At 54.9% G+C, this 19,740-nt stretch carries 16 protein-coding genes; 6 read left to right on the top strand and 10 right to left on the bottom strand.

The features are described from left to right. Positions 1-4: 4 nt before the first annotated feature. Entirely contained in the window at positions 5-934 is a 930-nt protein-coding gene (locus tag PSR62_RS02640) for an ATP-binding response regulator (protein WP_274406284.1), read from the bottom strand. Positions 935-1,063: 129 nt separating this feature from the next. Between PSR62_RS02640 and PSR62_RS02635 the strand changes: the two genes are divergently transcribed. Continuing rightward, the gene (locus tag PSR62_RS02635) at positions 1,064-2,332 is read left to right on the top strand and encodes a lactate racemase domain-containing protein (RefSeq protein WP_274406283.1); all 1,269 of its coding nucleotides are present in this window, start codon (positions 1,064-1,066) and stop codon (positions 2,330-2,332) included. Between the two features lie 385 nt (positions 2,333-2,717). On the opposite strand, the gene PSR62_RS02630 is transcribed toward PSR62_RS02635, so the two are convergent. Further along, entirely contained in the window at positions 2,718-3,731 is a 1,014-nt protein-coding gene (locus tag PSR62_RS02630) for a hypothetical protein (protein ID WP_274406282.1), read from the bottom strand. A 398-nt stretch (positions 3,732-4,129) separates the two neighbouring features. On the opposite strand from PSR62_RS02630, the gene PSR62_RS02625 reads away from it, so the two are divergent. Both PSR62_RS02625 and PSR62_RS02620 read left to right on the top strand, forming a co-directional pair. After that, a complete protein-coding gene (locus tag PSR62_RS02625) occupies positions 4,130-5,323 on the top strand; it encodes a phosphoglycerate kinase (protein ID WP_274406281.1) in 1,194 nt (397 codons plus the stop codon). Between the two features lie 303 nt (positions 5,324-5,626). After that, positions 5,627-6,997 carry a Gfo/Idh/MocA family protein gene (locus PSR62_RS02620; RefSeq protein WP_274408319.1) on the top strand — a complete coding sequence of 457 codons (1,371 nt, stop codon included), beginning with the start codon at positions 5,627-5,629 and terminating at the stop codon, positions 6,995-6,997. A 257-nt stretch (positions 6,998-7,254) separates the two neighbouring features. Here PSR62_RS02620 and PSR62_RS02615 read toward each other — a convergent pair whose 3' ends face one another. The 7 genes from PSR62_RS02615 to PSR62_RS02585 form a co-directional block, all read right to left on the bottom strand. After that, positions 7,255-7,956 carry a M48 family metallopeptidase gene (locus tag PSR62_RS02615; protein WP_274406280.1) on the bottom strand — a complete coding sequence of 234 codons (702 nt, stop codon included), beginning with the start codon at positions 7,954-7,956 and terminating at the stop codon, positions 7,255-7,257. Positions 7,957-7,991: 35 nt separating this feature from the next. After that, positions 7,992-11,204, bottom strand: a complete 3,213-nt coding sequence (locus PSR62_RS02610) for a type I restriction endonuclease subunit R (RefSeq protein ID WP_274406279.1) — start codon at positions 11,202-11,204, stop codon at positions 7,992-7,994. Next, on the bottom strand, positions 11,204-12,289 hold the full coding sequence (locus PSR62_RS02605) for a DUF4917 family protein (RefSeq protein ID WP_274406278.1): 1,086 nt from the start codon (positions 12,287-12,289) through the stop codon (positions 11,204-11,206). Before PSR62_RS02605 ends, PSR62_RS02610 begins: the two co-directional genes overlap by 1 nt. Beyond that, positions 12,282-13,529, bottom strand: a complete 1,248-nt coding sequence (locus PSR62_RS02600) for a restriction endonuclease subunit S (protein WP_274406277.1) — start codon at positions 13,527-13,529, stop codon at positions 12,282-12,284. Before PSR62_RS02600 ends, PSR62_RS02605 begins: the two co-directional genes overlap by 8 nt. Further along, a complete protein-coding gene (locus tag PSR62_RS02595; RefSeq protein ID WP_274406276.1) occupies positions 13,519-15,357 on the bottom strand; it encodes an HsdM family class I SAM-dependent methyltransferase in 1,839 nt (612 codons plus the stop codon). The genes PSR62_RS02600 and PSR62_RS02595 overlap by 11 nt, the downstream gene beginning before the upstream one ends. A gap of 1 nt (position 15,358) precedes the next feature. Next, entirely contained in the window at positions 15,359-15,976 is a 618-nt protein-coding gene (locus PSR62_RS02590) for a restriction endonuclease subunit S (protein WP_274406275.1), read from the bottom strand. Between the two features lie 96 nt (positions 15,977-16,072). Continuing rightward, a complete protein-coding gene (locus PSR62_RS02585) occupies positions 16,073-16,360 on the bottom strand; it encodes a hypothetical protein (RefSeq protein ID WP_274406274.1) in 288 nt (95 codons plus the stop codon). Between the two features lie 766 nt (positions 16,361-17,126). Between PSR62_RS02585 and PSR62_RS02580 the strand changes: the two genes are divergently transcribed. From PSR62_RS02580 to PSR62_RS02570, 3 genes are read left to right on the top strand one after another with little or no spacing between them, the layout of a single operon-like run. Then, on the top strand, positions 17,127-17,507 hold the full coding sequence (locus PSR62_RS02580; RefSeq protein ID WP_274406273.1) for a hypothetical protein: 381 nt from the start codon (positions 17,127-17,129) through the stop codon (positions 17,505-17,507). Beyond that, positions 17,504-18,205: a helix-turn-helix domain-containing protein gene (locus PSR62_RS02575; RefSeq protein ID WP_274406272.1), complete on the top strand. Its 702-nt coding sequence runs from the start codon at positions 17,504-17,506 to the stop codon at positions 18,203-18,205. Before PSR62_RS02580 ends, PSR62_RS02575 begins: the two co-directional genes overlap by 4 nt. Then, positions 18,198-18,728, top strand: a complete 531-nt coding sequence (locus PSR62_RS02570; protein WP_274406271.1) for a GNAT family N-acetyltransferase — start codon at positions 18,198-18,200, stop codon at positions 18,726-18,728. Before PSR62_RS02575 ends, PSR62_RS02570 begins: the two co-directional genes overlap by 8 nt. Positions 18,729-18,806: 78 nt before the next feature. On the opposite strand, the gene PSR62_RS02565 is transcribed toward PSR62_RS02570, so the two are convergent. After that, positions 18,807-19,559 carry a hypothetical protein gene (locus tag PSR62_RS02565; protein ID WP_274406270.1) on the bottom strand — a complete coding sequence of 251 codons (753 nt, stop codon included), beginning with the start codon at positions 19,557-19,559 and terminating at the stop codon, positions 18,807-18,809. Between the last annotated feature and the right edge of the window lie 181 nt (positions 19,560-19,740).

Here is a 19,740-nt window from a genome sequence, read left to right as displayed (position 1 = left end):
CAGTTCACTCTGCACCGCATCGTTTAACGAGTGTGATTTGATTGCCCGTGTCGTTGAACCACATTTGGTCCACGAAGCTGGCGATCAACAGCAGGCCCTGTTTGTCGCCTTGTCCCACACCGTCGGCGCTGGCCGCGAGGGAACTGGCATCGAGTTCACCGGCTTGCGGCACGTGGGAGGTGTCAAACCCAGGGCCTTGGTCGGAGATGACGATGCGAATGGCGTGTTCGGATGCGGTGGCTTCCACGTGAGTCAGCCGACTTTTGTAAGGTTCCTGGGACAACCGCTCTTTCATCGCGTCATTGATCAGGCCTTCGCGAGCGATTTGACCATGGGACGGTTGTTGGTCGCGAGGAACTTCCAAGTTGCCATGCAGCATGGCGTTGGTCAGAGCGTGTTCCACGGCGACGCCCAGTCGCACCATTTCGATGCTGGGTAGCAATTCCATCCCGGCGCTGACCTGCATCAGCAAGCCCACCAGCGGCGAGATCAATTCCGGATCGGATGGCAGGTCAAACACGAAGACGTTCTTTTTCAACGTCGAAATCAGTTTCGCGTACGACGCGTCGCTGCGGATGACCCCCAGCACATCAACGATGGTGTCGTTGAGTAAATCCGACATCCGGGTTTTGGGAACATAACCGGCTGCACCGCGACGCAGGGCTTCGGCCGCCAATTCTTCGCTGCCGTGGCTGGTGACCAAGATGCTGGGGATGTGCGAGAAGTTGGCTCGCATGTTCTCGACCAGCTGAAGTCCATTGATTTCGGGCATTTCCAAGTCGGTGATGACCAAGTCGGGCGCTTGTGTCTTGAGATGCGTGAGCCCGAGCTGTCCGTTGGCCACGTGAACGACTTCGTGGTTGGCTGCCTGAAGCAGCATCGTTATTTCGACCGCCTGGGTTGCACTGTCCTCGACGAGTAAGATCTTGGCCATCGCATCTACCTCTTTCATATTGAGCAAGCAGGACAGGCGTGGTTCAGGTGAGTGAACCACCCCTCATCTTACGGCCAATGGTGGAGACCGTGTGCTATCCCCTTCAAAATTGTCGCTGGAGCGAGCTGAATGACCCTCTATTTTTCTTCCGGATCGGAAACCACTTCGCTGACGACAGAGGATCTTCGTGACGCTCTGAAGCAGACGTTTAAGGCAATCAAGCGGCCCGAACGCGTGCTGTTGTTGCCTCCCGATGCAACGCGATTGTTCAGCCGGGCGGGGGAACTGACGGTGCTGTGTCACGAATTGTTGGGCGATCGGGTCAAGGACATCATGCCCGCTCTCGGCACACACACGCCGATGAAGCCACACCAATTGGATCACATGTTCCCCGGCGTGCCTCACGATTTGTTCCGCCCGCACCGTTGGCGAGAGGACGTGGTGGAGCTGGGCCAAGTGCCGGCGGAATTCGTCAGCGAAGTCACCGGTGGTGTTTACACCCAAAGCTGGCCCGCGCAAGTCAATCGAATGTTGCGCGATGGAGGTCACGATTTGATCTTCTCGTTGGGGCAAGTCGTTCCCCACGAAGTCATCGGGATGGCGAACTACAACAAGAACGTGTTCGTGGGTACCGGCGGCGTTTCAGGCATCAACGAAAGTCACTACCTCAGCGCGATGGTCGGGATTGATGAAACGCTGGGAATCGCCGACACGCCCCTGCGAAAGATTTTGAACTACGCCTCGGACCATTTCTGCGATGACATGCCGCTGCTGTACGCGTTGACCGTGATCCAGCAAATGAAGGACGGAACCAAGCACACGCGAGGTCTGTACATCGGCGATGATCACGAGACGTTCTTTCGGGCCGCTGAGCTGGCTCGCAAAGTCAACATCACGCATCTGCCAAAGGCACCCAAGCATGTTGTCGCCTACTTGGACCCAGACGAATTCAAAAGCACTTGGTTGGGCAACAAGGCGATTTATCGGACACGCAAAGCGATCGCGACGGGTGGTCGGTTGACGGTCATTGGTCCGGCCGTGGAAGAGTTTGGTGAAGACCCTCGCATCGACCAGCTGATTCGCAAGTACGGCTATCGCACCAAAGCCGAGGTGATGCAGTTGGTCGCCGAAAACGAAGATTTGGCTGGCGATCCCTCTGCAGCGGCTCACCTGGTTCATGGTTCACCCGAGAACCGATTCGAAGTCGTTTACGCCGCCGGCAAATTGAGCGATGAAGAGATCGCTTCGGTCGGGTTCATTCCGGGTGACCTGGACGCGTTGATGAAACGCTACGACGTTCACACGTTGCAGGATGGTTTCCACACGGACGTCGATGGCTCCGAGTTTTACTTCGTGCAGAATCCGGCACTGGGGCTGTGGGAAGCCCCGCTGAACTGACGCACTCGCCGTGCAGAGGTGGTTGTTGCAGAAGGACGAGAAGGTTCGAGACCGGCACGAACCAGGGTGACGAGATGGTGTCACGCGATGCGAAGCCTTGGGATTCGACCCAAGGCTGGGTTTGCATCCCATGCCTCCAAGTCGCGGAGCGACGGCATTCGAACAGCCTTGGGTTTCAACCCAAGGGGCAACCGTGCCAAAAAAATCGCCCTAAGCAGTTCGGCAGGAGTCTTTCATCATTTGGAATGTTTTGGGTAGCGTCGTTGCTCCCACGTGCAACCGGGGCGAACGCCCAAACGGCTCACATCGTTGCACCCGATCATTCCTGCCGACCTGCTTGGTCGAGGAGCAACGACAGATGGTAGCCGAGTTTCCGGGGGGCAATTCACTGGTTCAAATTTTCACGTTCCCGGGCGGCAATCTGCTGTCCCCGACGGGCAACGTCCAAGATGGTCTTCGAGAAATCGTCCCGAATCGGCTGGGTGACTTGCGGCAAACGAGCGGCGATGTCCAGCATCGCCGATGGGTTGCGTTCACTCGCTTCGCTGACCTGAGCGATGAACTGCGCCGTCTGCTCAAAGTTGCTGTCGGCGGAACGCCCGATGATGGGGCTCATCGTTCGAGCGATCAAATCGATGCCCAGGCTGTCGAGTTGCACGAAGCAATCCAGCGTTCCTGAGACTCGCGTGCGTCCGTCTTCGCCAACCGTGTAAGTGGATTCCAGCACGAACACGCCTTTGCCGCGAATTTCGGTTGGCGTCATTTTGCCATCGTAAGATCCATCGACCACAAAGATGTGTTTGTTGGCATCGCCGTAGACCAGGTCGACTCGGCAAAGCGTGCCCACGCCGTCGCTGGCGTCCAGTTGATAGGGTCCTGTCCGAGTCGATTGGACTTGGGTGATCCCCATCAAATCCCACAGCCCCACCAGGACGTCGGGATTGCGAGTCAAGAACAGGAACATGTCCCGGTCGCAGGGAATGATTTGCGATGGCAGACGCCGAAACAGCGTTGGCTTTTCGGCGATTCCCAAAATGCGTTGCTTGGCTTCGGCCGTCAGACGATCCATTGGCAACGCATCGAGAATGTCCTGGCGATGCGCCGTGGATCCCACGCGAGGTGGACCGGATGTCGGCAGCAGCGAAAATCGACGCGGCGACGAGTCCTGAGGGGACTGTGCCGACACGGTGCCGCAGATCAGCGTCAACAACATCGCGCCGACGATGTGCTTGCAGCCATTGCGGCGAGCCACCTGTCCTGCTGCGACTTGGCCCAGCGAAGTCACTCGGGCAGCGGTTCGCACGCGGGCTCCGTTGGGAGAACAATCCGTGGCGCTGGCCGCCAGGTTGTCTCGGACCAGGGTGTCTCGCGATGATGTGACCGTTTGGTCATGGCGCATTGCAATCCCGGTGCCAGTTCTCACTCGCACCACCCCCGCTGGAATCGGCTGCGATCAAGAAAAACCCGATGGATTTTCCCGTCGCGATAAAGATCACTCGTGTGAGCGATCGTCCAAAATGACCCCCGGTCGACGTGTGTCAGTTCCACCAAAACTCACGGCGGACCGGTGCTGTTGACGACCCGCAAGCGTTTCGTCACCGCACTCATTGTTTCGGTTGTGACGGTGGCACGACGTGAGAAAAAGAAGCCTCGGCGGGATGTTCTCGGTGGGGGGATCGAGGACTGGTCGCGAAAAACAGGGGTTTTCATCGGTCCCCTTCGCGAAATTGGGTCGCTGCCCGATACTTGGTCGCTGAAATCGACCCCACTCAACACCCCCTCGGAGTTTCCCGGCAGATGGCCAAGAAAACCATTGATCAAATCGACGTTCAAGACAAAACCGTCCTCATGCGAGTCGACTTCAACGTGCCGTTGGACGAATCGCTGGCAATCACCGATGACCGTCGCATCCGCATGGCGCTGCCCAGCATCAAGAGCGTGATTGATCGCGGTGGCAAGCTGATTTTGATGAGCCACTTGGGGCGCCCGACCGGTGGTGAAGGCGACGAAAAGTACTCGCTCGCCCCGGCCGCGAAACGCTTGGGCGAGTTGCTCGGCAGCACCGTTCTCTTCGCGACGGACACCGTTGGAGAAGACGCAACGGCCAAAGCCAAATCTCTGGCCACTGGTGAAGTCCTGGTGCTGGAAAACTTGCGTTTCAATCCAGGCGAAAAGAAAGGCGATGCGGAGTTCGCTGGCAAGTTGGCTGCCATGGCCGACGCTTATTGCAACGACGCGTTCGGAACCTGTCACCGCAAAGACGCTTCGATGGTCGCCGTCCCCGAAGCGATGGCTGGCAAGCCTCGCGTGGTCGGTCACTTGGTCGCCAAAGAAATTCAGTACCTCACCGATGCGATCAGCAACCCCGAGCGTCCCTTCGTTGCCATCCTCGGTGGTGCGAAAGTCAGCGACAAAATCAACGTGATCAACAACCTGTTGGGCATCTGCGACGCGGTCTTGATCGGTGGCGCGATGGCGTACACGTTCTCGTTGGCCAGTGGCGGAAAAGTCGGCCAATCGTTGGTTGAAAAAGACAAGGTCGAATTGGCGAAAGAGTTGATCGCCAAAGGCGGCGACAAGCTGCACCTGCCCGTCGACACGCACTGCGGAGATGACTTCGGAAACATCGCTGGCTGCAACAAGAAGGTCGTTGCTGCAGGTGAGATTCCCGACGACATGGAAGGTTTGGACATCGGTCCTGAAACCGCCAAGCTGTACGCCGATGTGATCAAGTCGGCCAAGACCATCGTTTGGAACGGTCCAATGGGCGTGTTTGAAAAACCACCGATGGACGCCGGCACCAAAGCGGTTGCTCAAGCGATTGCTGATGGCGACGCGATCAGCATCATCGGTGGTGGTGACAGTGCCGCTGCCGTGGACCAACTCGGATTCGCCGACGACGTCAGCCACGTCAGCACCGGCGGTGGAGCCAGCTTGGCAATGTTGGAAGGCCAAGCCTTCGCAGCCGTCGATTTGCTCGACGAAGCCTGAGCAGCGAAGAGTTTTCAGGTTGGTCCCTTTGAAATGGACCCGTTGGAGGTTTCAAGATTCCTTGTTCCCAGGCTCTGCCTGGGAACCCACGGTCTTGGAGGCTCCGCCTCTCGCTTGTGTCTCAGCAGGCGGAGCCTGAAGTGCATGGCGTTCCCAGGCAGAGCCTAGGAACGAGAAAAAGCCCGGATGGCGCGAGTCATCCGGTTTTGGCCCGATTGCGGCGTCGGCGGTGGAATTGCATTAAACTAGGCAGAACTTCGTGTTCTTCCCGCCCGTGCATTCTCCATCAGGAGCCCGCCAATGATGCCCCAAAACACCCGTTCGAACATTGCTTCGCCCACCGCCACTGGCATTGTCGCTGACAGCAAAACATCGACCCGTCGCCGCTTCCTCGGCACGGGTGCCGCTCTGACCGCGGGAGTTGCCGCCACCGCAGCGGCCCGTCCGATTCGCGGGGCGGAACCTGCCGAATCCGTCAGCAGTTCACCCAACTCGCACATTCGATTGGCATTGGTGGGAGCCGGCGGCCGCGGGACGGGAGCGATCAACGATTCGCTCACTATCAACGAAAATGTCTCGCTCGCTGCGATCGCAGACTTGGAAGGCGACAAGCTCGGCAAGATTTGCGAGTCGCTCGCGAAACGTCATGGGGACAAGGTCGCCGTCGAGACCGCCAAGATGCACGGCGGCATCGATGCCTACAAGCGGATCCTCGATGATCCCCAAATCGATGTGGTGCTGTTCGCAACACCGCCGGGATTTCGGCCTCAGTATGTCCTGGATGCAGTCGACGCCGGAAAGCATGTCTTCGCCGAGAAACCGACCTGCGTCGATCCAGCCGGCTATCGCGTTTGCGTCGAAGCGAATGACAAAGCCATCGCCAACAAAACATCAATCGTGACCGGTACCCAGTATCGCCGGCAAACGAACTACGTCGAAGCGGTCAAACGACTGCACGATGGTGCGATCGGGGACATCATCTCCGCGACATCGCGCTACTGCAGCAACGGGATTTGGAACAAGACTCGCAAAGAAGGTATGAGCGACACCGAGTATCAGATCTACAACTGGATGCACTTCATTTGGTTGTCCGGCGATCAGATCGCTGAGCAAGCGGTGCACAACATCGATGCGATCAACTGGATCATGGGCGGTCCACCTGAGTCAGCCTATGGCAGTGGCGGTCGTTTCACTCGTCCCGAAGGCAGCGAGATGTGGGACAGCATGAGCATCGATTACCTCTATCCCGGCAATCGAACAGTCTCGTTCAAATGCCGCCAAATCCCGAATGCTCAAGGTGACAACTCCAACATCATCTATGGAAGCAAAGGCATCTGCACGATCTACGGTATCAATCGTGGGGCCATGATTCACGATCGCGATGGCAACGAAGTTTGGTCGATGAAAGGCGACTTGGGAGCTGCCTACAAGCAAGAACACAAGGACCTGATCGACAGCGTGCGATCCGGGAAACCAATCGTCGAATTCAAAGAAACAGCCGACAGTTCGCTAACCGCCGTGCTCGGCCGCATGGCGGCTTACTCCGGCAAACTGGTGACGTGGGACTTCGCAGTCAACGAATCGACTTTGAACCTGTTCCCCGAGAACCTGGACATGAACGCGTCCCTTCCCGAGCCAGCCTTCGCGATCCCCGGCAAGACCAAGCTGGTCTGACCGAAAGTGGCAGAGGCTTCCAGCCTGTGATCAAAACCATATGCATCAAGTCCCCGGATTCACCAAGAATCCTGGGGGCTTGGGGAGAGCCAAGCAACGCAGCGAACGAGTCTGTATTCATTTGCTCAAACGCTGGCTCACGCCGAACAGTACCGTTGCGCATGTCATGGCGTGGGAATCTCCTGCGATTCAAAACTCGTCCAGGCATGTTCGTTCCTGCAAAACTTTCCAGCGACATGTCGGGGAATCAAAGCGGATTACAGTTGGAACTTCGCTCCGTCAATCGCTAGTTGCAGTCGCCGGGATTCGTAGTCCGGCATGATTCTTTCGAGTAGACGCCAGAAGTCAGCGGAGTGGTCGTTGTGGATGAGATGACATGCTTCATGGGCGGCGACGTAGTCGATTAGTGGGCGTGGAGCCATCACAATTCGCCAGTTGAAAGCCAGTCTTCCGTTTTGGTTGGCGCTACCCCATCGCTGAGAAAAGTTGCGAATGACGACCTCAGACGCCTCGACTCCGAGCATCTGGCAGAATCGGTTCGACAAAACGCTCAGGTGGGTGGAGGCACGTTCCCAATACCAAGTGACCATCCGTTGCCGAATGAAGTCAGACTCTTTTGTTGAGGCTACGTAGGCGGGGACCGTGATCTGCAAGCGACCTCCTCTCATCCGAGCATTGGAGCACGCCGATTGACTACCAATCCTTGTTACCTTCAAACGAAATTGTCGCCCAAGGTAGTAATAGGACTCACCGCTAACGAAGCGGCGAGGCCAACTCCGATGCAGTTGTCGGAAGTGTTCTTGTTGTTTGATAATCCACGCACGCTTTCCATTGACCATCTCGATGATGCGAGTCAGCCGTTCGCCCTTGGGAGCAACCACGGAAACCTCCCCGCTTGGATGAACAGAAAGCGCTAAGGTTTGGCGACTATCTGTACGTGCGACTGACAATGGGATCACAGTATCGCCAATCGTGATTTCTGCGTGTCGCCATCTCAGACTTTGATGGTTGTTCGTGCCCAATCCATTATCTCCGCGGTTAGCGTTTCAATTTTGTCTTTGGGGAATCTCGCTAGTCGCAGTTGTCGTTTCAGCTTTCGTCTCATCTCCCGTTGGACATCTTCCTTGTTGACCCAATCCAGGACGGCTTCGTTTCGAAGGGCCTCGTAGATCGAATCAGCAATGTCCACAATGTCTTCTTGTTCGAGCCTGTCGTCACGAGTCTGTCGGTTGATCAGCCCGTAGACCGCGTACGATTCAGAATTCAGTCCGAGCGTTTCGGCAGACTCACTTTGGCCGTCACGCATCGTGTCGCGGACTGCGGATAACAACCTCAGTTTTCCGGTGTCTTCGATGCGACCTTCCCGATATTCTTCGACGGCATCCTGGATTCTCTGTTGCAGCGATCCATAGAACGCGGGGTCTTCATGCATTTTCAGCGTGATGGTCTTTGTGAGCTTGTGCTCCATCCGGCTCGCCTTGGCATGATCAGACTTCAGCTTGTTGAGTTCGACAGAAAATTCGTCGTCGAGAACATTCACGGGACTCAAAAGCACTTCCACACCTTTCGCTTGGAGAGACTCATTGATTCGTTGTTCAACCCGCTTACTGAACGCAGAAGGAAGCGAGTCCTCAGCCTCCTGGTAAAATTCTTTTGCCTCCTTCTTGATTAGGTCGATCCATGCAAAGTCTCGAACGAAATCTAAAGCACGGGGATCCGGAAGCAACTGTTCCAGAGCTTTGTAGAACTCGCGATGTCTAAAATGGAAGATGGCTCGGGTGTCTTCCTTTTCCAATTTCAAAATCCAGGGTTCGATATCATCGCGTCCCCAATCACGATCGAATAAATCGAGGGCGGCATCCCGGGTTTGCTTCAACCGTTCGACTGATGCTCGAGAATCACGTTGTTTCATGGCTTCGTCGGGCCGAATGTCAACGGAAAGCGAAGCCAACGCTTCATTCAAATGCGCCGCGATCCCCCAGTAGTCAACGATCAGTCCCCATTCTTTTCCCTTTTCGGGCATGGGGCGGTTCACACGTGCAATTGCTTGAAGCAAGTTGTGCTCGGTGAGCGGTTTGTCCAGATACATGGCGCGGACAATTGGTGCATCAAACCCCGTCAAGTACTTGTCCACAACGATCAACAATGCCGTCTCTTCCACACTGCTTGTCTTGAATTTCTCGATCCATTGCTCCTCCGGACTGAATTGATCTCGCAGATCATTCAGCGGGCTCGATTTGTCTTTCGTCCCGGAAATGAGAACGACGAGTCTTGGGCCGAGCAGTTTTGCTAGGCATGTGTGATAGATGGAAGCTGCAACCTGAGAGCTCACTGCGACCATCGCTTTGAAGCCATCGAGTTCCAGGTTGGCACGATAATGTTCAGCAATGTCTTTGCTGATTGATTCAATGCGTGATCGTACTTCCCCGAACTTAATCAAACGCCGATTTCTCGTTGCCAGTTCCTTTTGACTAAGGTCGTCAAAGCGAGCCCAAACGTCGACATCAAACTCCAAATCCGCCAGTCGCGATTCGTACAAGATCGGTACGGTTGCACCGTCTTTGACTGACTGGGGCATTTTGTAGCAATGGATGTAACTGCCGAAGTAATGAATTGTTTTGGGGATCGGAGTTCCGGTGAATCCGATCAAACACGCGTTTGGTAAAGCACGCCGCAAATTGGCGTTGAATTTTCCATACTCCGTGCGGTGCGCTTCATCAATCAATACGAAAATGTTGCCATCTTCGCTCAAAACCGGAGGAGGTTTCTTGAGAGCCTCGTCAACGATCTTGTCTCCAAGACGCTCACGAAAAAGCTTTTCGGCTTTGTTGTTGCTGTCATCGTCTGCATGTTCGAATTCGTCTCGGAATTTTTGGATCGTGGTCATGACCGTTCGGCCGGTGCCACTGGTCAATAAATTGCGAAGGTGATCGACACGGGCGGCACGGATCGGATTCTCAAAGTTGCAGTTGATGAATGTTGATGTGATCTGCCGGTCGAGATCCGTTCGGTCCGTGACAATCAGCAGAGTCGGGTTGTCGAGCCGCGTTTCGCGTCGGAGTTTTAGGCACAGCCATAACATCGTGAGGCTCTTGCCGCTGCCCTGTGTGTGCCAAATCACTCCGCCGGAATCTTTGTAATGGTGCGTCTCGTGATTCTCTCTTGCCTGCGTTTCCGGGATAGCAGGGCGAGTACTGAGATCATGCCCGGCCCTCCCCTCGCTTCGCTCGACCCTCCCAGAGGGAGCGTGAAGGTTTAAGTCGCGTGGATTCGAGTGAGCGGGAGATGCGATTGCATATCCTCCCCTGGCTTCGCTGACCGTCGCGTGTTTTTGGTCCTGTCCGAGAATCCGCTGCAGCGTCAGATTCACTGCCTCAAACTGCTGGTATCTCGCCAACTTTTTGATCAGCTTTCCATCGTCGCGATCGAAGACCACGAAGTTTCGCAGAAGGTCGATCAGCGTTGGTTTGGAAAGCATTCCAATGAGCAGTCGGTCCTGTTTCGTCAGTTCACGATCAAACATGCGTTCGAGGTCGAACTTGGTTCGCGGGAAAACGCTTTTCCATTTCGCGTATCGTTCAAGCGGAGTGCCCACGGTGCCGTACCGTGCATCGTGTTTGTTGAGTGCGAGGGTGAGTAAGCAAGTGTGAAACAGTCGAGCAACGCCATCGTCCACCGCTTGGTAGTCGCGGAGGTCGGCCACCGCTTTGGTGATCCCGTCAGACTCCGTCGGACTCTTGCATTCAATCACCACCAACGGAATGCCGTTGACGAAGACAACCAAATCCAATCGGCGAGTGCGGCGTGGTCCTTTTACGACTAACTCGTCCACCACCAGGAAGTCGTTGTTTTCTGGGTTTTCGAAGTCGAAAAACTTGATGCTTGGATTGGCGACTTTGCCGTTTCGGAATTCGGTGATTGAGACCCAGCGGTTCAGGTACACATAGCAGGCCTCGTTCGCCTCTAGCAAGTTTTTGGCCAGAGGCTGCCGGATTGCTTCGACGGTATCGCGGATCCCATTGTCAGTGATGCCTGGATTGATCTCACGCAGTTTCGTCGTCAGGATGTCAAGCAAAATGACATCCGAATCGGACGACCGAGACTCACCGAGTGATTCCGCAGGCGTGTAACGGTAGCCCAACTGATCTCGCAGCAGCTCGAAAGCCGGCTTTTGCACTTCGGTAAATTCGAGTCCAGAGCGTGGCATTAGCCTTCTTCCTCATCAGGTTCGCCATCCCAGACTTTTGCGGATGCAGCGTCATAGAAATGCACATCCACTGGCCTTCGGTTTCCTCGGCGAGTTGAGAATTTCATGGCACGGCGGATCACGTCCTTATTCGTTGCCGAATCGGGATCTCCGTATATGCCAACAAACACCGCCCTCAGTTTTCCGTTGTCGATCAACTCGAGAAGGTGTTCATCGTTCGGAGCAAGGCTGTGGCCATAGATGAAAAGTGAACCTCCAATGCTCGAAAAGCTGCGGTACGCCCTATTCAAAAATCCACTGTGCTGGATGCGATCAAGTTTCTGTTCGGCAGTACCTTCGGTAACGACAATCGGATATTCCCGCTTGGCGAGCGATTGACGAATCTGATCAACGAGCGCAATTTCTGTTTTGCTCCAAACAAACTTTTTTAGTTCGTGTCCTGCATCGTAAATGTGTAACGCTCCATGCAGATAGAACACGCGTTGCCTGTCCGAATTCTGAACTTCCCAGACCACGTAATCCTCGCCGTTCTCTGAGTCCCGAAAGCCATCATCACTGCTAACGTCCGGCTGCACTTCACTCTGCATCAAGGTCCAATAGAGCAGCAAATCGTAGTTCAGCGTGTAGATGCTGCCGTTCTCAAAGTTCGTTAAGAATCGCTTGCAAGATGCATACTGTTCCTTCGCAATTTCATGAGGACGTTCAGGGTGGTTCGCCGAAATGGTGTCTGCCAAAACGTCGCGAAGCTTCGCCGCATCTTCTGCCAACTTCGCGGCTAGTTTCGGCGATTTCTTCGAGTACATCTGCACCATCTGCGAGGCGACTTGCAGAGCCTCCATGACTTTTTCAAAGTCGGTTGTACCGAGAAGATCGAACACGTCTTGGATTCGTTTGGGCAGATCACCAGATCGTTTTGCGCGATCGAACAAAGTTCCGTACGTGAAAAACGATGGAAACAATGCGATGCTGAAACCGTTGCCAAGCAACAGATGACGGCGTCCACCGACCTCTTCCGACTTTTTAATCGCGTCCGTGAAAGGTAATAGCTTTCTCGGTGCAGTCTTTTTTGACTTCTTCTTAGCCATGACAACCTCCGCTAATTGGAATACGACCGGTAAGGAGGCCTTGACTGAGCGACAGCTTTAAAACCTGCTGGCCATTCAGAATCTTCTTGTTTCGTTCAATTAACTGGTCGACCTCCCACAGTACATGCACAATTCGATCCTGTTCTTCGAGACTCGGCACTACAACTTGGTAACGCCGGATATCGTCTAGGTTTATTCGCTGGAACGTAGAGCCTGCGCTCAATCGTCGAAGCTGCTGCTTGAACACGTGGGAATTCAGGAGGTAGTAGAGAAACCTATTGCTTTCAGTCTTACTTGTAATAATTACAACGTCTTGGCCAATCGTGAATGCCTCGTCTGTATCGGCGTATGCGGCTACTCCGAACGAAGCGTTCCGACTGTAGACAATGTCACCTCGCACTGGCCGGTAGTTTTCAACGAGATCTTCGTACTCTGCTTGAGATGTTCGTGGCGACTGCGACAGATCCAATAAGCCTTCTGTGACATCCCCCGGGCGCACGACGGGAAAACCTTGATCTTCATAGACAGGAGTTCGGTGCTTGCAATCGATAACTTGAGCGATGGCAGAGAGCGGCTTGATCTTCCAATCCGACGGGTAACGGAGGACTAACTTGCCACTACTAAATCGCTTATGCTTTCCGGGCAGTCCGTTGCTGAGGAGGTCTTGCAGCAGTGCGGTCTTAAGCTTGCGGGTCTGCTCGATCACCGCCCGCGTCGCCGCGGTCGCGTCGTCGACCGCATCCAGAATTTCAGCGATCCAATTTGCAGTCTCCGGACTCGGCAACGCCAGCTTGAGCATGGAGATCAGCTCCAAACTCAAGTTGGCTTGCGCGCTTTCTGTCGCTACTCCATCCATCAGCGACTGATGAGCGACAAGAACGTGATGGATAAACTCAGGCGAGTATCCGTTTCTTGGTGTGATTCCAACGATACTATCGGGGAAAGCCACTGAGTATTTTGTTATCGCTGATGCCCCGACCGATCCCGCGATCACCATGAGAATTGTGTTCTCAGGAAACATGCGACTAACGGTCATCCCAAGTTCGCTAAGTGTTTGGCTATGGCCACGAAGGTACTTTGGCGAATTGACTACATCGCTTGTCTGAACAAACGGAATCGTCCCTCCATAAAACCTTGGATCGTTTCGCGGCCGATGCGTGAATTTCCCTCTCGCAACGTCTGCCACATCGACGAGATGCTTCAACGTCCAGCCATCGGGAAGTTCTTCCTTAACTGCCATATCCCAACTCCTTTAGCAGCTCGTCCATTCGCGATTCCGCTTCATTGCGTTTCGTTTCCAACTCGCGCAGTTTTGCCAACTCCACCTTCACATCCAACTGTGGTGGCGGATCGGATGAATCGACATAACGACTAATGTTGAGGTTGTGCCCGTTCTCGTCGGCAATCTCCTCCAAGCTAACGACGCGAGCAAACTTGTCCCACGCCGACCGTCCTCCGGGTTGGTCTGCTTCGTACCACTCTTTGACCGCAGCGGCTGCCTGCTCGAACTGCTGCACTTCATCCGCGAATGTTTGGGTGACGGTTGCGCGAAGCTCGTCAGTGGTGCAGCGTTCCAGTTGTCGATCTCGATGCATGTTGCTGGCTGTGATCCACTCACCGGCGATTCGATCGGCAATCCGGATCAGCTTTTCCGGTTTATCCCAAGACTCAAACCCGCTCGCGATGCGAAGAACATCCTGCCAACGCAGCGTGTTACGAGCCTTGCCTTCGTGGAACAATCCGTCACTGGACGCATCAATGAACAGGACTTGCTTTTTTCGCTCCTTTGGCTTCGCCTTATTCAGGATCAAGATGGAGGCCGGAATACCGGTGCCGTAGAACAAGTTTGATGGCAAGCCGATCACGGCCTCGAACAAATCCTCTTCCAACAGCTTTTGTCGGACAGCGCCTTCGCTGCCGCCACGGAACAAGACGCCGTGTGGCATCACGACACCAACCATCCCATCGTCGCTGCACGCTTCGACCATGTGCTGCAGGAACGCCGTGTCACCTTTCGTTGTCGGAGGGACTCCGCGATCAAATCGTCCGTAAACGTCGGCCTCCCAACGTTCGACCAAAGCCTTGCGATCGATCTTTGGCTTGTCTCCTTCTTTCTTTGCCTTGGCTTCCATGCCATGCCATTCTTTCAAGCTGAATGGTGGATTGGCGAGTATTCGGTCGAATAGTTTGAGGCGGGCTGCTTCTGTGAACTTAGGGTTGAGGATCGTGTCACCCAGTTGAATGTCACCATCGGGAAAGTTGTGTAGCAACATGTTGAGCTTGCCGATGGCCCACGTGTTGTAGTTCTTTTCCTGGCCGGCCAGCGTGATGTTGTGTTTGTTTCCACCATGGTCTTCGACGTAACGCCCACTGCCGATCAGCATTCCGCCTGAACCGCAAGTTGGGTCATGGATCCGCATGCCTTCAGTGGGCTTTACGATTTCAACAATCGTGCGGACCACCATGGGCGGCGTTCGATACTCTCCGCCCTTCTTGCCGGCCCCGTCGGCGAATCGGTCAATGAGATATTCGTAGCTTTCACCCAGGATATCCGGGTCGATCAGATTCCGATTTCCCAGTGGCAATAGATTGAAGTGCGTAAGCAACCGCGACATGAACGCGTCGTGCTGGTCAGGTGCGCCGCCGAATCGCCGTTCGTCATTGAATCGAACCGTGGTCAGAATGTCATCGAAGTACTGGCTATTCGCCTCCTGCAACCGCTCAAGCGCCGTATCGATCGCCTCTGCTCGGTTCTCCGGCGTCTTGATCAACCTGTCCCAACGTGATTCAGGCGGCACGAAGTACGCGCCATCACCGTACTCGTCCGGGTCGTCGGCAACCTCTTCGGCTTCCTCCCGCGACATGCCATCGGCCACATAGCTGGCGATCACTTCCTCTCGCCGCTCCAGAAACACATCGTTCAGACGTTTCAGGAAGACCAAGTCGAAAATGTAGTTTTTGAAATCGCCCGCGTCGGTCGATCCACGCAGAATGTCGGCGGCGCCCCACAGGTGCCTGTCCAACTCCTGGCGGGTAACAATACGATCGTTGCTCAATGATTTCGCCATGTTAGTTGTCTTTTTGATTGATTTGAGTGGTTCCGGTCAGCACATCAGTGACCAGTTGCAAGGCGATGTCTCGCCGTGCGGTTGCGGCTCGGATGGCGTTTTCGTAGGCGACATCGGATGCCTCCAAAGCGGCGACCAGAACGGCCTGCTCCGAAGGAGTGAAAAGGGGCACAGGGAGGTTGGAAAGTTCCTTGACCGTGACGTTCATCTGCATCGTGGTGGACTGGGACAACGTGTCGAAGTGTGACCGTCCCAATCCGGATTGCATCCAGGCAACAAGTAGACGTGGGTGGATTGCGTCGACATGGGGGCGAATACCGATCAAGGTAGAGTTGAAGACAGCTCCTTCAAGTTTCGCTGGCACAATTCCCGTGGAAATGTTCGTGCTGCGAGAGGCGACGAGCACATCACCTGTGGCAGCCAAATGCCGTTCGATGTCAAAGTCAATTTTGTCTCGAGATACAAAGTCGAGCTCGTTCACATCGATGGAGTTGCGATTCAGTGTGCGGACTGACAAAACCGGTAGCCCACCTTGGCTTTCATTTAGCTTGGACGACGCGATGAAGACACCGTTGGTGATCTCCGCAATATCGCCGAGCGATGTGAGTTGGTGAGGCATGGAGATTTGTTTTTTGATTTTGTTTCATGGCTTCTTCGGCAACCCTCCGTGGTTGCCGTCTCGGCCTTTTCTAAGTTCTCACGAACGTGACTGGCGTTACCCGCAAGTCAGCTTCTTGTTGATGCTGCGGACCAGTCGGGAATACCCAACGGTGCGAAAGAATCCTTGCCACTGGGAGGGAGCGAGGAACCCCATCCGTCCACCGCCAGCATCCCAGACCGGAACAACGGTACCAGCAAGACCAGCTGCCCGGGCACAACCCTGGAGCGTGTCTCGAGCGTTGTTTTGTTCGGTCGTCGTCTTCCGTCCAAACGTGGCTCCGACAAACACAATGATCATCTGCTGGCCCTGCTCACGCACATGTGCGACATCAAAGGAAGTCATCGGATACCTCCCGTTCGCAGTTGCACATTCAATTGCGGCTGGAAGGTTGAAATCAATGAAGATTCCAATCGGTCGCGCTCTGCTTGGTGTGGCACGAGACACGCGTGAACGTGAGTTGCTCCCGCCCGAACGGCTTCATCCCAGCGTTCATGACGCGGAATGCGATCGGAAAAGCTCCTCGCCTGGCCGACGTAGAACGCCACCCATTTACCGTGGCTATTTTTCCCAGCGAAGATATAGACCCCCGCTTTGTCGCTCCAGTTGCAGTTGTGAGACAGGATGTGGAAGTTCGTGCCATTCCAGAGGCATGTTGGATTGCTCAATTGATTTCTCCTGAGCGTTTGAGTTGGAGGGTCTTCGCAACTGTTGCGACTCGACCCATGAAACAGTGAAACGTGACTTCACCGTCGCCAACTCGTTGACCAGGACTGTCCCAGCGATCAGAATCGTGGGTAGTAATAGCTTCCTGATGCCTGAGAGGGCGTCGATGAAGTCGCCCCGGTGCGTCAACACCGGGGTTTTTTTGTGGCTCTGCAGAATCTGCGGCTTCACGCACGAATTAAACAGCACCTTCGTGCTGTTGTCAAGCTGTGGTTTATTAGAGGTTTTTTTCGGGCTCTGGTTCGCGTCGAAAGTAGCTTTTGAGTCGCTTTTCCCCGTAAATCACCTTGTCCTCACGTAATTCGACTTATACTTTTGTTATATAGGGCCGATGGAAGATTTGCGACCTCCTGAAATTCTTCCGCGGCACGAAGTGCGGATTTGTTTGTCTGCTTTCCGTGATGCCCATGTGATCTTGCCACGCCTGACTGGGCGAGCACGATTGCGGCGGAAGGCATTGAAGTTGCAGTGGTGGGAGCCTGATGAGGATCGTGTTTTTGACCACAACGTTCGCCGAATTGGCGAGTCCTCATTTTGGGAACTGGTCGTCGAGGAAGGGTATGCGGTGGCGAGCGGTTTCCGTGTCATCTTCGCTCAGGCCGAACCCGGTAAAGCGATTTGGATTCTTTCGGTGATGACGCTGGACGAACCAGTGACCGACATTTTGATTGAAATCCTTCAGATGCGATTGAACGTCGTGCTGGAGCGGATGCACATTAGCCACGACAACCCGTTTGGATTGCCTGAAGTGGAGACGACATCATGAGCACAACTGAAACTCCCGACGCGACACTCGAAAACACGAACACATCCCTGATGCGGATGATCCTCTCGCTGCACGGGACCCAACAGCAAGCGTTCATTGCTGCGCTGACCGAGTGTAGCGATCAGCTTCGGGCCAATTCGGAACGGCTGATGGCGATCGTTGACGACCCCAAGTCTCTTCCCGGCGACAAAGGCCGAGCATGGCACACGCTGTTGGATCAGTTTCGTTTGTTGCCCGACACGGAGGGGCGCTATGGCATGGACCTCGCGCAGTCCGAAGCGGGGGCGGCAGAGAAGTTTCCGGCGCTGCAAGCCGAAGTCGAAAAGATGGATTCACAAGAGGCTCTGTTCGCCGAACGGCTTCGACAATTGATGAAGGCCAAGCACATCACTCAGAAACAACTCGCTGAGCGTGTTGAATGCACGCAACCGGCGATCTCGCAAATGCTGAATCGCAAGTGCCGGCCGCAGCGTGCGACGCTTGAGAAGATTGCGGTGGCGCTGCAGGTTGATGTTCGTGAATTGTGGCCGGACATCGAAGTCGTTGATTACTTAGATTCCGTTGTCGATTTTGGTCGTGATGGGCAGGTGATGAGCGACGCAATGGCGAACGCTTTGCGTGATGACTCGCAGCCTCAATCGCCCATTCGCGGCGAGCGTTTGCCTTCATGGAAGGAAGCAAAGCAAAACGGTGAGTGAGTTCCAGCTTTATGCCGACGAATTTTGTGAAGCCGACCAAGTTGACTTGGTCGGCTTCTCTTGTGGTGACACCAAGCACGGGCGATATTGCACGGAGTGGATTCTCGGGCCAGACTCGATGGAGTCCATCGCGAACTATGGCACCAAGGTCTGGCTCTTTCGAAACGCGACTGGCCAGGTAGTCGGTTATGGTTCAGTGGGCACGGTTCGATGGCGTTGGCCTTTGCCCGACGGTAGTTACACAAGTCTGCTTTACATTCCAATGCTGGGAATTGACCAGCGGTTTCAGGGCCAGCCTCCGGACGCGCAGTGGCGATACTCTCGCCAGATCATGAATCACCTGATTTCAGAAGCAAATGGGCTCAATCGCAAACGCGAGAAACCGGCTGAATACTTGCTGCTCTTAGTGGATCGAACCAACGAAGCGGCAGTGAAGCTTTATGCACGCTTTGACTTTGAGCTGATTCCTGTTGTTACCCGAGGCCCCGGCCTTCGGGTGATGAAGCATCGGCTACGGCAGTAGCGGACACCTCATTTTTGTTCTTGATCGATCCGGCACAGCGATGTTCATCGAAACGCAACATCCCTCAATCAAATGCCTCTATCGATTCAGAAAACCGTTCAGCAACACCAAACCAATTTCAGCACCTTTGGGCATCGATTTTCGCGAAGGAATGGAGGCTCGGTAGTTGCCGGGGCGAGGTGCGTCGCGATGCGAGGGACCGCGATTGAAATCGCGTGAGTTGTCACGTGAACCTCGATGGGGATAGCTGATCGGTTTCTGTTGCACGTGGGGAACGGTGCGAGGAAGTGGCAGCGGCGTTCGACCGGGGAAGACCACCGAAGGAGTCGGTGGATAGGCCGGTGTCAAATAGCCGCTCCCGTGATGAACATCGCAGTTCAGCGCCGGGCGACCGGAAACGTAGGGCTGGACGTAGGCCATTTGCTGCTGAAGTGCTGCAAACGAACCCAGCACATCCCCCCAGCAACGCGTGAGCGCTTGAGCGATGATGGGACATCCGGTTCCAAAAACAGCTTGCTCGGTTCGGGCCTGCAGAAACTGGACGTCATTGAACTCCCGTGCCAATCGATCCGAACGATCTGGATGACGAGCGGCCGAACGAACATCGCTTGTTTGGTCTTCGAAGTCATCGATCAAACGCAGCACCGTGCGATCGATGGTTCGAACTCGCCGGGCTTCGTCTTCAAAGTGGCTGACCGCATCGCGGTAATGATCCGCGGCAATGTAAAGCGGCGAATCGTGTCCTGCTTGGGCGGTCTGTGGTCCGGCCAACACGGCAATCAAGGCGGCGAAGCAGGTGCCCGAGGCGAAAGTCCAAAGTGAGCGTGACATGTGTGTGAGTCCGAGTTTCCATTGGGAGAAGCCGTCCATGATCCATTCCCCGACATCCTCATCGAGACAACTCTCCCTCATGCGAGTCGGATGCCAAACGCTTGGGGCGTATGTCAGGTTCGGGTCGCAAGTGATTGTTTTCAGACGACTTACGGAAATGGGTTCCCGCAAAAAATCGCCG

Source organism: Rhodopirellula sp. P2 (assembly GCF_028768465.1).
In the GTDB taxonomy this organism is placed as follows: domain Bacteria; phylum Planctomycetota; class Planctomycetia; order Pirellulales; family Pirellulaceae; genus Rhodopirellula.
The sequence above is the reverse complement of the archived record's forward strand: the minus strand, read 5'-3'. Positions and strand labels throughout refer to the sequence as shown.